The sequence below is a fragment of the Kordiimonas pumila genome (assembly GCF_015240255.1).
Lineage (GTDB): Bacteria > Pseudomonadota > Alphaproteobacteria > Sphingomonadales > Kordiimonadaceae > Kordiimonas > Kordiimonas pumila.
This window is the reverse complement of sequence record NZ_CP061205.1, coordinates 3,476,965-3,491,899: the sequence shown is the minus strand read 5'-3', so window position 1 is coordinate 3,491,899 and position 14,935 is coordinate 3,476,965. Positions and strand designations below refer to the sequence as shown.

At 47.4% G+C, this 14,935-nt stretch carries 12 protein-coding genes; 6 read left to right on the top strand and 6 right to left on the bottom strand.

The window, feature by feature from the left end:
- Positions 1-149 precede the first annotated feature (149 nt).
- The 6 genes from ICL80_RS15445 to ICL80_RS15420 all read left to right on the top strand — a co-directional run bounded on the left by ICL80_RS15445 (position 150) and on the right by ICL80_RS15420 (position 7,543).
- A complete protein-coding gene (locus ICL80_RS15445) occupies positions 150-2,384 on the top strand; it encodes a primosomal protein N' (RefSeq protein ID WP_194213624.1) in 2,235 nt (744 codons plus the stop codon).
- A 286-nt stretch (positions 2,385-2,670) separates the two neighbouring features.
- Positions 2,671-3,231 (top strand): F0F1 ATP synthase subunit delta, encoded by a 561-nt coding sequence (locus ICL80_RS15440; RefSeq protein WP_194213623.1) that lies wholly within the window; start codon positions 2,671-2,673, stop codon positions 3,229-3,231.
- Positions 3,231-4,763 carry a F0F1 ATP synthase subunit alpha gene (gene atpA, locus ICL80_RS15435; RefSeq protein WP_194213622.1) on the top strand — a complete coding sequence of 511 codons (1,533 nt, stop codon included), beginning with the start codon at positions 3,231-3,233 and terminating at the stop codon, positions 4,761-4,763. Before ICL80_RS15440 ends, atpA begins: the two co-directional genes overlap by 1 nt.
- Before the next feature lie 25 nt (positions 4,764-4,788).
- On the top strand, positions 4,789-5,679 hold the full coding sequence (locus ICL80_RS15430) for a F0F1 ATP synthase subunit gamma (protein ID WP_194213621.1): 891 nt from the start codon (positions 4,789-4,791) through the stop codon (positions 5,677-5,679).
- A 25-nt stretch (positions 5,680-5,704) separates the two neighbouring features.
- Positions 5,705-7,123, top strand: a complete 1,419-nt coding sequence (atpD, locus tag ICL80_RS15425; RefSeq protein ID WP_194213620.1) for a F0F1 ATP synthase subunit beta — start codon at positions 5,705-5,707, stop codon at positions 7,121-7,123.
- Between the two features lie 12 nt (positions 7,124-7,135).
- On the top strand, positions 7,136-7,543 hold the full coding sequence (locus ICL80_RS15420; RefSeq protein ID WP_194213619.1) for a F0F1 ATP synthase subunit epsilon: 408 nt from the start codon (positions 7,136-7,138) through the stop codon (positions 7,541-7,543).
- A 97-nt stretch (positions 7,544-7,640) separates the two neighbouring features.
- On the opposite strand, the gene ICL80_RS15415 is transcribed toward ICL80_RS15420, so the two are convergent.
- The 6 genes from ICL80_RS15415 to gpmI all read right to left on the bottom strand — a co-directional run bounded on the left by ICL80_RS15415 (position 7,641) and on the right by gpmI (position 14,902).
- Positions 7,641-8,672, bottom strand: a complete 1,032-nt coding sequence (locus ICL80_RS15415; protein ID WP_194213618.1) for a hypothetical protein — start codon at positions 8,670-8,672, stop codon at positions 7,641-7,643.
- Between the two features lie 392 nt (positions 8,673-9,064).
- On the bottom strand, positions 9,065-9,559 hold the full coding sequence (locus ICL80_RS15410) for an RNA pyrophosphohydrolase (protein WP_194213617.1): 495 nt from the start codon (positions 9,557-9,559) through the stop codon (positions 9,065-9,067).
- A 15-nt stretch (positions 9,560-9,574) separates the two neighbouring features.
- Positions 9,575-10,711 carry a divergent polysaccharide deacetylase family protein gene (locus tag ICL80_RS15405; protein WP_194213616.1) on the bottom strand — a complete coding sequence of 379 codons (1,137 nt, stop codon included), beginning with the start codon at positions 10,709-10,711 and terminating at the stop codon, positions 9,575-9,577.
- Between the two features lie 39 nt (positions 10,712-10,750).
- Positions 10,751-12,082, bottom strand: coding sequence for a S41 family peptidase (locus ICL80_RS15400; protein ID WP_194215906.1), 1,332 nt, complete (start codon positions 12,080-12,082; stop codon positions 10,751-10,753).
- A 71-nt stretch (positions 12,083-12,153) separates the two neighbouring features.
- Positions 12,154-13,368 carry a murein hydrolase activator EnvC family protein gene (locus ICL80_RS15395; protein WP_194213615.1) on the bottom strand — a complete coding sequence of 405 codons (1,215 nt, stop codon included), beginning with the start codon at positions 13,366-13,368 and terminating at the stop codon, positions 12,154-12,156.
- Entirely contained in the window at positions 13,355-14,902 is a 1,548-nt protein-coding gene (gpmI, locus tag ICL80_RS15390; RefSeq protein ID WP_194213614.1) for a 2,3-bisphosphoglycerate-independent phosphoglycerate mutase, read from the bottom strand. The genes ICL80_RS15395 and gpmI overlap by 14 nt, the downstream gene beginning before the upstream one ends.
- Positions 14,903-14,935 lie beyond the last annotated feature (33 nt).

Genomic DNA, 14,935 nt, shown 5'->3' with positions numbered 1-14,935 from the left:
CTGCTGTTTATGCCCTCTTAAATTAATAAGCAATAGTTATTATAAGCTAAGCTTACTATTTTTCTATCTTCTCAAATTGCAGGCTGCTTCGATGTTCCCTATGGTGGTGGTTCTATCCGTATGGTTCATCTTCAATAGGCAGGCAGAGCTTGGCGCAATCACATCTATTTGACAGGCAAGAAAAAGCGACTGCATCAAACCCTTGCAGAGTTAAAGTGCTATTGCCTGTACCGTTTTCTGGGCCGCTTGATTATTTATTACCAGCGACGATTGGTGAACTGCATGCGGGAAGCTTAGTAAAAGTGCCGCTGTCGGGCAGAATAGTTGTTGGTGTTGTATGGCCTTTTAAAAATCAGCCTGAGCAGAAAACTTTGCCAGACAACAAGCTTAAATATGTGCTGGAAACAATTGACCTGTTGCCATTCCCTGAGGACCTTATCGAGTTTGTTGATTGGGTTTCCGCTTACACTCTGGCACCTCAGGGTGCTGTACTTAAAATGTGTCTTTCCTGCCCGCAAGCATTAGAGCCGGTACCGGTTAAGCATCATTATATTGCCGGTAATATTGATGATCCTGCGCAGCGAATTACGTCTGGCCGTGAAAAGGTTTTAAATATAGTTGCGGACGGCATACCGCGCACTGCTGCCGATATTGCTGCTAAGGCAGCCGTGGGGGAATCTGTTGTCAGAGCAATGGCAACAAAAGCTATGTTAAGTGTAGTTGATTTGCCGGTCGATTCGCCCTTTAGGCAACCAGATATAACTTTAACGGGACCGGTATTATCATCAGAGCAAGAAGTGGCGGCTCTGGCGATACGTGCTGCAGTTTGGGTGCAGGGGTTCAAGCCGTTTCTTCTCGATGGTGTTACCGGCTCTGGTAAAACCGAAGTATATTTCGAGGGCTTGGCAGAGGCCCTGCAAGTACCCGGGGCGCAGGTTTTGGTTTTGGTTCCAGAAATTGCTCTTACATCCCAGTGGTTAGAAAGATTTGAAGATCGCTTTGGTGTTGCGCCTGCCATCTGGCATTCAGATATTGGCACAGCTGAGCGGCGCAGGGTCTGGCGCGCTGTGTCATCTGGCGATGCCCGGGTTGTCGTGGGGGCACGATCTGCACTGTTTCTGCCTTTTAGGCAGCTTGGTTTTATTGTGGTGGATGAAGAGCATGATCCGTCTTTCAAGCAGGAAGAAGGGGTACTTTACCATGCGCGTGATATGGCGGTGGTAAGGGCAAAGCTTGCTGCTTGTCCGCTGGTGCTGGCCAGTGCCACGCCGTCGATCGAAACGCTGGTTAATGCGAAAGAGGGGCGCTATGAAGCGCTTATAATGCGCGAGCGGCATGGGTCTGCAGTGCTTCCTGAAATGAAGTTTATTGATATGCGCGCAGAGCCACCAGAAGCGGGTATGTGGCTCTCTCCTATTCTGGTGAAAGAAATAGAGGCTACACTTGCCGCGCGCGAGCAGGTAATGCTGTTTTTGAACCGCAGAGGCTACGCTCCCCTGACGCTTTGTCGCACATGTGGTCATAGGATTGAATGTCCAAGCTGTTCAGCCTGGCTTGTAGAGCATAGGTTTAAGCGTGAATTACAGTGCCATCACTGCGGTCACACCGAAGAAATTCCGAAGGCTTGTCCTACCTGTAAAAAAGAGGAAACACTTGTTGCGTGTGGCCCTGGGGTTGAAAGGCTTTTTGAAGAAGTTATAGCCCGATTCCCAACAGCAAAAGTTTCCGTTGTAACAAGCGACACCATGACCAGCCCAACATCAACGGGCCAGATGATTGCACAAATAGCAGAAGGCGGTGTTGATATCATTATTGGTACACAGATTGTAACCAAGGGCTATCACTTCCCCGGCTTAACACTTGTAGGTGTGGTTGATGCAGACTTGGGCCTTAGGGGCGGCGACCTCAGAGCGGGCGAGCGCACATTCCAGCAGCTTGTTCAGGTTTCTGGTCGTGCGGGCCGGGCGGAGAAAAAAGGCCGGGTGTATTTGCAAACCTATGAGCCTGAGCATCCTGTTGTGGCGGCTTTGCTGTCAGGAGACAGTGAAAGCTTTTTAGAGCTTGAGCAGTCTATCAGGCAAAGCCATGCCATGCCGCCTTATGGGCGATTAGTTGCTATCATATTAAGCGGGCCTGATATTGGGGCTGTTATTGAGCAGGGCAGAGCGCTTGCTGCAACTGCCCCTGCCGAGGACGGCATTGCTGTTGTGGGGCCAGCACCGGCACCTTTAACCCGTGTTCGGGGTCAATACCGCTTTCGTATGTTACTTCACAGCCGGTCCAGAGATAAAGTTCAAGGTATAGTGAGTGAGTGGGTGCGGCGTTCTAAAAAAATAAAAGGTGTTAGGTTACGAGTTGATATTGATCCGTATAGCTTCATGTAGGCTTTTATAAGTTACTTTAAATCACCTATATTATTTCTGTTTTTTGCTGAAATAGGTAGACGTAAAAGCGGTGTTTGAGTGTACGAATACTAAAAGAATCAAAAAATGCGGTAGATGGCGGCTTGCAAGGGTGAAATCTCTATGCTAGAGGGGGCACGCATTTGGCTGGTCAGCGCCGTGGCACGGGTTTTACCTTTGTTAAAAGCGACCAAATGAGCGCAAGCAGCGTGAAGCTGTCTTGTATGTGTGTCCAAAGGTTCAGGCCTAACCCAGGGGAACGTCTGAGGTGACCTCGCACAAAGCGATAGTTTCAGGGATATCAGGCCGCTATGCCATAGCGCTTTTTGAGCTCGCATTAGAGAACAAAGCGCTGAAAGCGGTTGAATCCGACCTTGCCACGTTAAAGGATCTGCTTACTGAGAGCAGTGACCTGAAAGCGTTGGTAGTATCACCACTTTTCAGCCGGACTGAGCAGTCTAAGGGTGTGGAGAGTATTGCTAAACTTGCAAAACTTTCTGACCTGACATCCAAATTTTTGGGTGTGTTAGCTGCGAATCGCAGGCTGGATACGCTAAAATCCATCATTGTGGCATTCGACCAACTGGTTGCCCACCACAATGGAGAGATTAAAGCGGAAGTTGTTAGTGCGCATGCTCTAACAAAAACGCAACTTACCGAATTGAAGAAAAATTTGAAAGCGGCAGTCGGGCAAGATGTTATCATCGACGCATCGGTTGATGAAGGATTGCTTGGCGGCCTTAAGGTTAAAGTTGGTTCTCGTATGATCGATAGCTCACTTAAAACTAAACTCGACAACCTCGCAATCGCTATGAAAGGGGTTCAGTAATGGATATCCGTGCGGCGGAAATTTCCAAGGTCCTGAAAGACCAAATCGTAAACTTTGGCAACGAAGCTGAAGTTTCTGAAGTAGGTACAGTTCTTTCTGTAGGTGACGGTATTGCCCGTGTTTACGGCCTTGACCAGGTTCAAGCTGGTGAAATGGTCGAATTCCCAGGCGGTGTTAAGGGCATGGCCCTAAACCTGGAGACAGACAACGTTGGTATCGTTATTTTTGGTAACGACCGTGGTATTAAAGAAGGCGATACAGTTAAGCGTACTGGCGCTATTGTGGATACGCCTGTTGGTATGGGTTTGCTAGGCCGCGTTGTTGACGCCCTAGGTAACCCAATCGACGGTAAAGGCCCACTGAAAGACGTGAAAAGAACACGTGTGGAAGTGAAAGCGCCGGGCATTATCCCGCGCCAGTCAGTTTCTGAGCCAATGCAGTCAGGCCTTAAAGCGATTGATGCGCTTGTGCCTGTTGGACGTGGTCAGCGGGAATTGATCATTGGTGACCGCCAAACTGGTAAAACAGCCGTTGCTATTGACACCTTCATTAACCAGAAGGCGACTAACGACGCTGCGAAAGATGACAGTGGCAAGCTTTTCTGTATCTATGTTGCTGTTGGCCAAAAGCGTTCAACTGTAGCCCAGATTGTTAAGTCTCTTGAAGAGCAGGGTGCGCTTGAGTATTCGATCATTATTGCGGCGACTGCTTCTGAGCCAGCGCCAATGCAGTTCCTTGCACCTTATACTGGTACAGCAATGGGTGAGTTCTTCCGTGATAATGGCATGCATGCTGTTATCGTGCATGATGACCTTACAAAACAAGCTGTTGCATATCGTCAGATGTCTTTGCTTCTTCGTCGTCCTCCTGGACGTGAAGCCTATCCTGGTGACGTATTCTATCTTCATAGCCGCCTTCTTGAGCGTGCTGCGAAAATGTCTGACGCGCAGGGTGGTGGTTCGCTTACAGCATTGCCTGTAATTGAAACACAAGCTGGTGACGTGTCTGCCTATATTCCAACAAACGTGATTTCGATCACTGATGGCCAGATCTTCCTTGAAACTGAGCTTTTCTATAAAGGTGTACGTCCTGCGATTAACGTAGGTCTGTCGGTTTCTCGTGTGGGTTCTGCGGCACAGATTAAAGCTATGAAACAGGTTGCTGGTTCTATTAAACTTGAGCTTGCTCAGTACCGTGAGATGGAAGCCTTTGCCCAGTTTGGTTCAGACCTTGATGCTGCAACACAGAAACTGCTTAACCGTGGTGCACGTCTAACTGAGCTTCTAAAGCAGGGTCAATATAGCCCACTGCCGGTTGAAGAACAGGTTGTGTCTATCTTTGCTGGTGTGAATGGATATCTGGACAAGGTTGCCACTTCAGCGGTAACACGCTTTGAAGAGCAATTCTTGGCTGAAATTCGTTCCAAGCATGCTGATATACTTGCAACAATTCGGACTGAGCAGAAACTGTCAGACGGTACGATTTCTAAGCTGAAATCTATCCTTGATGCTTTCACAAAGTCTTTTAGCTAAGTAACTGGATGGGAGAGGCTCTGCAATGCCAAGCCTTAAAGACCTAAAAGTCCGGATTAACTCCGTTAAGTCGACGCAGAAGATTACAAAAGCCATGAAAATGGTTGCTGCGTCGAAACTGCGGCGTGCTCAAGAAGCTGCGGAAAGTGCGCGGCCATATGCAGAGCGTATGGCTAAAGTGCTAGCAGGCCTTGGTTCGGCGGTTAAGGACCAACCCGGTGCTTCGCCGCTTCTTGTTGGTTCCGGCAAACACGAAGTTGAGCTTGTTGTTGTTGCAACGTCTGAACGTGGCCTTTGTGGTGGTTTTAACACTAATATTGTTAAGCCCGCGCGCGCGCACATTAAGCAGTTGTTGCAAGACGGTAAGACTGTGAAAATTCTGTGCATTGGCAAAAAAGGTGCAGCACAACTGCGCCGTGATTTTCGCCATCTGATCATTGACGTTAAGGATATGTCAGCTGCGAAACGCCTTGGATTTTCTCACGCTCAACCTATTGCACAAGAAATTCTGGTGATGTTTGAGCGTGGTGAATTTGACGTGGCGACACTCTTTTATGCCAAGTTTCAGTCTGCATTGGTTCAAATTAACACTAAGCAGCAGCTTATACCGGTCCCACTGCCAGAAATTGCGAATGATGATGAGGCAGATGACCTCGCTGGTGCAGTTTATGAGTATGAGCCTGATGAAGCGGCTATTCTTGATGACTTGCTGCCAAGGAATGTCGCGGTTCAGATCTATCGTGGGCTTCTTGAAAATGCCGCTTCCGAGCAAGGTTCTCGCATGACAGCAATGGATAATGCAACCCGTAACGCTGGTGACATGATTGATAGGCTTTCGATTACATACAACCGTACCCGTCAGGCTAATATCACCAAAGAATTGATTGAAATTATTTCAGGCGCTGAAGCGCTATAAGTAGTTACACGAAGGAGTGTAAAAAATGGCTAAGAATACAGGCCGCATCACACAGGTAATCGGCGCCGTTGTTGACGTTCAGTTTGACACCGATCTGCCCGCTATTCTGAATGCGCTAGAAACAACAAATAACGGTGGTCGTCTGGTTCTCGAGGTTGCACAGCACCTCGGCGAAAATACAGTCCGCACAATTGCAATGGATGCAACTGAAGGTCTCGTTCGCGGGACAGCAGTTACAGATACTGGTGCGCCGATTTCTGTGCCAGTTGGCCCAGAAACACTTGGTCGTATCCTGAACGTGATCGGTGAGCCAATTGATGACCGCGGGCCTATCGGCCACAAGCAGGTTGCGCCAATTCACGCAGAAGCACCAGCTTTTGAAGACCAGTCAACAGAATCAGAAGTTCTGGTGACAGGTATTAAAGTTGTGGATCTACTAGCGCCTTACGCTAAAGGTGGTAAAATTGGTCTCTTCGGCGGTGCTGGTGTGGGTAAGACAGTTCTTATTATGGAACTGATCAACAACATCGCTAAAGGCCATGGTGGGTATTCTGTATTTGCCGGTGTGGGCGAGCGTACGCGTGAGGGTAATGACCTTTATCACGAAATGATCGAATCCAAGGTTATTAACCTTGAAGGCGAGAGTAAAGCAGCGCTGGTTTACGGCCAGATGAACGAGCCTCCAGGAGCACGTGCTCGTGTGGCCCTTACAGGTCTTACACTTGCAGAGTATTTCCGTGATCAAGAAGGTCAGGACGTTCTGTTCTTCGTTGATAATATTTTCCGCTTTACACAGGCGGGCGCAGAAGTGTCGGCCCTTCTTGGTCGTATTCCTTCAGCTGTGGGTTACCAGCCTACTCTGTCAACAGACATGGGTGCGCTGCAAGAACGTATTACATCTACGAAAAAGGGCTCGATTACATCAGTTCAGGCCGTTTATGTTCCTGCAGATGACTTGACTGACCCGGCACCTGCTACATCATTTGCTCACCTTGACGCGACGACAGTTCTGTCACGTCAGATTGCGGAACTTGGTATCTATCCTGCGGTTGACCCGCTTGACAGTACAAGCCGTATTCTTGACCCACGCGTTCTTGGTGACGAGCACTATGCTGTTGCCCGTTCTGTTCAGGAAGTGTTGCAGAAGTATAAATCGCTGCAAGATATTATCGCGATTTTGGGTATGGATGAGCTTTCAGAAGACGATAAACTGGTTGTGGCACGCGCCCGTAAGATCCAGCGTTTCCTTTCTCAGCCTTTCCACGTTGCAGAAATCTTTACAGGTATTCCGGGTGAGCTTGTTTCACTTGAAGATACTATCAAAGGTTTCAAAGCAATTGTGGCTGGTGAGTATGATCACCTTCCAGAGGCAGCTTTCTATCTAGTTGGAAATATTGAAGCAGCAGTTGCTAAAGCCGAGAAACTTGCCGCAGACGCAGCATAAGGGGTAGGGCCTGTGACCGATACACTCCATTTTGAAATCGTATCGCCTGAGCGTCTCCTAAAGGATGAAGACGTTGCCATGGTGGTGGTGCCGGGTGCAGAAGGGCAGTTTACTGCTTTGCCTAGCCACGCCCCCATGATGTCAACGCTGAAACCCGGTGTTGTTGAAATATATGTTTCTGAAAGCTCTGAACCGGAGCGCCTTTTTATAAAAGGTGGTTTGGCGCAGATTAACCCTAAGGGGCTGACTATTCTTGCGGAAGAAACTTTGGCGCTTGACGATATTGACACGGCTGATTTGGCAACAAAAATTGCGAATACACGTGAAGACATTGAAGATGCTAAAGACGATGTAGAGCGTGGTTTACTTGAAAAAGAGCTAAAATGGATGCTGGCGCTGTCTGAAGTTGCAGCAGCTTAAACAGATTCAGCATTTCATAGTATGATTTAAAGAAACGGTGCCTATAGGGTGCCGTTTTTTTATGGCTACCATATCAATTATGTAGTCCTGAAATTTTCTAAATAATCGTTTTACGTACCTTCTGAAACTGGGAACTATCGGGTTCATTCTGATGAAAAAACATTGGAATGGGTATGACTGGGCAGGGGGATATGAGGGTGGCGGATGCAAGCGCGCATTGATCAAAATAATATACTTTTTCATCCTGCCTAATAATTTTATTCAGTAGGGTATGTTCGCAAAGCTCTGCGACAGTCTTTGCATAACCCATTACGGCCTCGCTTTTATGAATAATTAAATTACCGGCATAATAACTATTCCAAGGTAGCCTTATGTCGTCAACGCTCTGTGTGTCAGCGACATTAGCGTACACTGCAGGTGCGTTACACTGTAATAAAGGGTGCAGGGTTGGTTTAATATAGCCGTCAATGTCACTTACAACGCATATATCAAAGAATTTTAATATATGCGGTAAAACCCGAAAGCGGGATGCTGCACACCATGTTACAAAGCTATCTCCGGCCCTACTAACAGAGAAGTCTTCTACGGACAGGTTTATACGTATGCCATATTTTTCTTCTAGGGCGTTAACGTCCGGCTGAAAATTAATACAGTGCACATGTAGGATCAGGTCTTCTAATGCAGACAGTTTGCAAAAGGAGTTAAAATAAAGATCGTAATAATTTTTATCACACGCAACCACTATACACTTCCGCCCAGTGTGATGCATGTGAAAATCAATTTTTGGTGCTACGGCATTGGATGGTCTGATCGCTGTTATGTGGTCATAAAAAAGGTTAACGGCGGCCATTGGGGTACAATAAGTTTCATTACCAGCCCGAGCTTCTGCACACAGTCGTATTGCTTGTTCCTGTTCATTTTTTATGGAAGCATAGATAGCTGAATAGGCTGTTTCCCGTGCGGAAGAAACTGTAAATTCACAGCATGAAAGGCAGTGTGCGTACGTTTTTGTGAAATCGTCGGCGATACTATCCCTAGTGTCACTGTGGCTGTCACGTGCGAGGTAGAAAGCGCACAAAACCTGAAAGTCTAATACCTGAGGTGATTGGACCAGGGCCTTGCTCTGCATAATAAACCCTAAATATGCCTGTATGATGGGTATTGATTTACCATGAAATACAAAGCTGCTGATCAGTAATGGGTACGAGGCCAAAGTTGCTTGGGTTAAGAACACATACTTGAAAGTGTCAAGTGTGGGGAGCTCTTTAAAAAGGAAGAATCGGAGCAACAAGGTTTCTGGATATAATGAACTTTCGGGATTCGGCTTGGCACCTCTGATCGATAATTTTTCTATTTTAGGGAGCGCTTTGTTAAAAAAAACATGTGGCTCAACGGGGATATAATCATCTTTCTGAAGGGTTTCATACAGATAAAGATAGCTGGCTATTCTCCCTGGTATTGAGCCGTTATTGTCGATCTGGTCCAGATATGGTTTTGCTTTATGTATGAAGCTCGCAAGCATTAACAGCTTTCTGATTGCTCTGTAGGTATCTCAGGAAGCAGGCCTTTAAGCACCTTTTCATAGACGGTACGTTTGAAGGGTACAATCTCAGTTACAAGTTCTTGGTGTGTCGACCATTTCCAACGGCTAAACTCAGGGTGCTCGGTTTCAATCTTAATATGGCTTTCACTTCCGGTTAGCTGCATGAGAAACCATTTTTGTTTTTGACCGCGGAATTTTCCACCCCAAACCTTACCAATAAGGTGGTCTGGTAGGTCATAACTAACCCAGTCTGGTGCTTCTTTCAGAACCATAACGGCATGTTCAGGCACGCTGATTTCTTCTTCCAGTTCGCGCAGAGCAGCAGTTTTTGGGTCTTCGCCTTTATCAATGCCGCCTTGTGGCATTTGCCATGCACCGGGCATATCAAGCCGTTCTGCTGTAAAGATAAGGCCGTGGGCGTTGATAAGCATAATCCCTACGCAGGGGCGATAAGGAAGGCTAGAGGGTGCCATAAAGCTATTCCTAAATTAGCGTGGTAGTGCTTGCATATTAGCGACCGCTGTTACAGGCACTAAAATAAACCCTTTTGCTTTCAGGCCTTCAGACCAGGTCTGGATGGCTTCAATGGTAACAGGGTATGGTCGCCCAATACCCATAGCGGCACCTTGGGCCTGTGCGCGCTTCTCCAGTTTATCCAGCGCTTCCATAATTTGTTCTTGAGCGAGGTCTTCGTCCAGGTACTCATTGTTGATAGCCGTTGGTACGCCAATAGCTTTTGCCATGGTTGCACCGCGTGTATACGGCGTTGTTTTACTATCGACAAACATCAGTCCGCGTAATTTTAGCTCGTCAAGAACAGGGCTCATGCTTTCACTTGCCGCAGTAAAGCGTGAACCCATATCGTTGACGATACCAACATAACCTGTGAGACGAATTAGTGATGAGCGTAGCATATTCACATTTTCACGTGAGCTCATGGATGTCAGCAGGGATAGAGAACCAGGGTCATTTTGTGGGTAATTCACGGGTTCCATAGGAATGGTCAGGAATACTTCATGCCCACTTCTTCGAGCCTGCTCCCCCCACATATTAAGGTTGCTGGCATAGGGTGAGAAGGCAAGTGACACTGCTTTTGGTAAGTTGGCAAGAGCGTGTTTTGTAATGTTGGACTTCATACCCAACCCCGTAACCATTAGTGCAATTCTGGGGCTAGTGTCATCGCGTGGGCGCGCAGCTGCGTATACATCAAAGGGTTTGCGTCCATCATCTGAAATTTTTGGAAGAAGGCCAATAGTATTATCTTCCAAAAGCTCAGGTAAAGCTGTGGCTGGGATAACATGGTCAAACTCTGAGAAGTCTACCATGCTGCTATTATTTGCGGGTTGACCGGGGGCAGGGAGGTCTGAATATGTATTGCCAGCATCCGGCATCTGGGTGTCGGGCTCTTCATGGCGCGGTGGTTGCTCGTGAGCATCATTCTCGTGCGCAGTAGCAGCAGGCGTATCATGGCTCGTATTGTTGCCCTGTGGTTGTTGTGCACTATCATGAGCTACAGGCGCATGTTCTGGCGGTGTATAAACCGCTTCCATCAACAAAATGCCCCCTACCACCAAAATCAAACTAGTGGCCCAAGCACTTAATAGGGCATTTACAGTTGATGGCATGATAACACTATTCCTTTTATTCGTCTCTTAACCACTAAATCACTGCTGAGGGCTGAGTGCTGCCATCTGTTCTGTTGGAAGAGTCGACATATTTTTGAGCAACTTAATCGCATACTGTAGTTGTATGTCAACTGGTTGCTCTTTGTTTTCTTGCACTGCATCTTCTGGTGTTTCGGCGTCAGCGGTTTCTGGAGTGTCCTGATCTTCACCAGAGCGATCAATATTCTTTTGGGTATTTTCAATGTGGCCATTCAGGTCCGCTTCACGGCGAACTCTAAAGCCTTCTGGGCGAGGGTTTAAAAGTTCAATATCAGGCTCAACCCCGCGTTCCTGAATTGACTGGCCGCTCGGCGTATAATAGCGGGCTGTTGTTAGACGAATGGCTTGATTACCCTTGCGGCCAAGCTGTATTTCGCTTTGTACCGTGCCCTTACCAAAGGTTTTATCACCTAGAATAATGGCCCTGCGGTGGTCTTTCAGCGCGCCCGCAACAATTTCAGAAGCAGAGGCAGAATAGGCATTGGTTAGAACAATCATAGGAAGCCCATCCAACAAATCACCGGGAGTGGCATGCCACCTGTTATTATTTTGGCGTTTGCGGCCTCGGGTGGACACAATTTCTCCGCGGTCAAGGAACGTGTCAGAGATGCGGATGGCCTCATCCAGTAGACCGCCTGGGTTATTTCTCAGGTCAAGGATCAATCCATCAAGGTGTCCACCAGAGGTTTTTAGAATATCTTTGATGGCTTCTTCAACACCTTTACCTGCTTGCATATTAAAAGTTGTTACGCGTACATATCCAATTGTGTCTTCTTCAATTCTGTGCCGCACAGAGTGCACCAGAATTTTTTCCCTGATAATTTCAAGATCAAAGGGCTTTTCTTCGCCGCGCACAATGGTAACAATAATTGGTGCACCAATTGGGCCGCGCATTTGCTTAACCGCTTCGGTTAGCGTTTTACCTGAAATCGCTTCGCCGTCGATGTGTGTAATATAATCGCCGCCCATCACGCCAGCTTTGTCGGCAGGGGTATCATCAATTGGCGAGACAACTTTTACAACACCCTTTTCCATTTGCACTTCAATGCCAAGGCCGCCGTATTCGCCCTCCATTTGTACACGAACCTGTTGGTATACATCAGGGTTCATATAGGTGGAGTGCGGGTCAAGAGAACGCAGCATACCTTGTATGGCAGCTTCAATAATCTCTTTGTCATCAACCTCATCTACATAGTCTGTACGGACGCGATCAAAAATGCGCATGAGGAGATCAAGCTGCTCATAAAACTCATCTTGTGAAGATTGTGTCTCAGCCTGAACTGGCACAGCAATCATAAGGGCTATTGTGATACTTGCTAGAATTTTACGCATACTGAAACCTGCTTGCATTTTACCGTCCATCTTGCTGCTATTGTGTTTTATTACAGCCTGTTTGTCTAATGTCATTTTTTGAGCCATGTCTCAGGGTTAATGGCTTGCCCACGTTCTCTGATTTCAAGATAGAGGTCCTGCGATGAGGTTGCCCTGTTCATGACCCCCACTGGTTCACCTGACAGTACCCATTGCCCTACAGTATTATATAGTTCGCCAATTCCTGCCAGTAAACTATGGTACCCCCCTTTATGTTCAATGATAATTAAGTTGCCATAATCCCTAAAGGGGCCAGCAAAAACGATTTGTCCATCATAAGGGGAAACGACTTGTGCATTTTCCCGTGATTTTATTTTTATACCGTGCGCAGTGCCAACTGCCAGTTTGTCACCGTAATGTTCTATTATGGTGCCTACCACGGGCAATGATAACAAACCTTTCATTTTCGACATAGGCTGGCTATTAGGTTTAAAGCCGTTTTCAAGCTGTTTTTGGACGGGCCTTCGTTTAGCGGCCAGTTCTTCTGCAGCTTTTCGTCTTGCGAGGTTCTCAAGTAGCTCGCGCAGGCTTTTGGCTTCTTTTGCCAGTTTGTTAATGTCGCTTCCTGTTTTTAGGGCGGCAGATGATGCAGAAGAAGCATCGTCCTGCCTTTTCTGTAGCAGTGAAGCAAGTTTTAGTTGATGTTCGGTTAATCTCACCAAAGTATTTTTCAGAGTAAAGCGTTCTTTAGAGAGTTTCTCCTGAATAACAGCCAAACTTTTGAGATCAGCTCGTAGTCCATCAGCCTTGACGGTAATCTGGGGCACAATGGTGCCCATTACGGAGGCGCTTCTTGCTGTTGTCAGGGCTTCACTTGGCTGTAGCAGGGCCAAAGCGGCGGGTCTGCGAGAAAGTCTTTCAAGCGATGAAATCAGAATTAGCAGTTCATCTTGTCGTTTCGAAAGTGATTCCTGCTTATTTTTTACTTCTGTTTCCAGCGTTGTTATACGCTGCTCCAGCCTACTTGCATTTTCTTCTGTTTGCTGAATGTCATGCCCTGCGATAACAAGCTCGCGTGACAGGCGTTCTGCTTCAGTGGCAGCATTATTATAAGCCTCTTCAAGTGTTGCTTTTTCCTTGCGCTTGGCCTCAAGTATTTGTTCAAGCTCTTTCAGGCGCTTTGACGGGTCTTCATCTGCATGTGCAGGAACGGCGAAGGCCGCACAAAGTAAAGCGACAGCCGCAAGAATGCTGCATAGCGCCCCAAACACCGGCTTATAAGTGCCTGAAATTTCAGGCTGCATCATCCACAAGATTTTTACCTGTCATTTCTGCTGGTTGCGGGATGCCCATAATATGTAAAAGCGTTGGGGCAATATCGGAAAGGGCGCCGTCATGGAATGAACCTTGATGGTTTATAAGAAGCGCCGGCACGTCAAAGTTTGTATGGGCAGTGTGGGGCTGACCGGTTGTGTCATCGGTCATCATTTCCACATTGCCGTGATCTGCTGTAACAATCATGGCACCACCCGCCTTTTTAACGGCAGCTTCAAGTTTTGTGATGCAGTCATCAATCGTTTCAACAGCTTTAATAGCGGCTGAAAGAATACCGGTATGGCCCACCATATCAGGATTGGCAAAGTTCACAATTATGGCCCCATACTTGCCGCTGGTAATGGCCGCGACAAGCTTGTCTGTCACTTCTGGTGCCGACATTTCAGGTTTTAGGTCATACGTTGCAACGTCTGGGGAGGGCACAAGAATACGGTCTTCTCTATCAAAGGGTACTTCAAGCCCCCCATTGAAGAAGAAGGTAACATGGGCGTATTTTTCGGTTTCGGCAATTCGTAGCTGGTTAATGCCAGCGTCTGCCAGAATTTCACCAAGGCTGTTTTTAATGTCTTCTGACGGGAAAACTGTTTTAAGGTATGCATTCAGGTGGCTGGAATATTCTACCATGCCAAGCTCGGCTGCAAATTTCACAGGATCTGGGCGGCTGAAACCACTGAAACCAGGGTCAACAAGAGCTTCCAGAATTTCCCGGGCGCGGTCAGCACGAAAGTTTGCCATCAGCAAGCCATCACCGCTTTTCATGCCGGTATAATCACCAATAATGGTTGGAGCTGCAAACTCGTCGTTTTCATCGCGGCCGTAAGCAGCATTAACCGCTTCTGTAGCAGAAGAGGCAGTGTGCTCGCCTTTGCCCTTGACCATGGCATTATACGCTTTTGCAACCCGGTCCCAGCGTTTATCGCGGTCCATTGCCCAATAGCGACCAACGATTGACGCAATCGCAGCGTTTTTAGCGCCCGCAATATCTGCTTCAAATTTCTCAAGGAACGTAAGGGCAGAGCGCGGCGGTGTATCGCGGCCATCAAGGAACGCATGCACTTTTACAGGTACGCCAGCGCTGCTAAGGATCTGCACTAGGGTAGCTATGTGGTCTTGGTGGCTGTGTACTCCGCCAGGGGATAGAAGGCCTGTAACATGCGCTGTGCCGCCTGATTTTTTGATGGCGTCAATAAAGGCTATTAATTCAGGGTTTTTTGCAAGGCCCCCATTTTTGCAGGCCAAATCAATTTTGGGCAGGTCTTGCAGCACAACACGGCCACTGCCCAAATTCATGTGCCCTACTTCTGAATTACCCATTTGCCCTTCTGGCAGGCCAACGGCGAGACCACTGGTTTTTAGCCATGCACGCGGCACACTGTTCCATAATCTGTCATAGGTGGGTGTGTTTGCAAGTTTGATCGCGTTATTTTCTTCCTGATCGCGGTAACCCCAGCCATCGAGAATACAAAGTACAACCGGTTTTTTTATTGTATGCAACACATCAGTCATGGGTAGTTCCTTAAAAGTATACAAACAGCTTAT

What these genes read in the sequence shown, in the direction of transcription:
- ICL80_RS15415 (WP_194213618.1), bottom strand. Translation starts at nt 8,672, where the DNA reads ATGCAGAGCAAGGCCCTGGTCCAATCACCTCAGGTATTAGACTTTCAG.
- gpmI (WP_194213614.1), bottom strand. Translation starts at nt 14,902, where the DNA reads ATGACTGATGTGTTGCATACAATAAAAAAACCGGTTGTACTTTGTATT.
- ICL80_RS15400 (WP_194215906.1), bottom strand. Translation starts at nt 12,082, where the DNA reads ATGCGTAAAATTCTAGCAAGTATCACAATAGCCCTTATGATTGCTGTG.
- atpA (WP_194213622.1), top strand. Translation starts at nt 3,231, where the DNA reads ATGGATATCCGTGCGGCGGAAATTTCCAAGGTCCTGAAAGACCAAATC.
- ICL80_RS15405 (WP_194213616.1), bottom strand. Translation starts at nt 10,711, where the DNA reads ATGCCATCAACTGTAAATGCCCTATTAAGTGCTTGGGCCACTAGTTTG.
- ICL80_RS15410 (WP_194213617.1), bottom strand. Translation starts at nt 9,559, where the DNA reads ATGGCACCCTCTAGCCTTCCTTATCGCCCCTGCGTAGGGATTATGCTT.
- atpD (WP_194213620.1), top strand. Translation starts at nt 5,705, where the DNA reads ATGGCTAAGAATACAGGCCGCATCACACAGGTAATCGGCGCCGTTGTT.
- ICL80_RS15430 (WP_194213621.1), top strand. Translation starts at nt 4,789, where the DNA reads ATGCCAAGCCTTAAAGACCTAAAAGTCCGGATTAACTCCGTTAAGTCG.
- ICL80_RS15395 (WP_194213615.1), bottom strand. Translation starts at nt 13,368, where the DNA reads ATGATGCAGCCTGAAATTTCAGGCACTTATAAGCCGGTGTTTGGGGCG.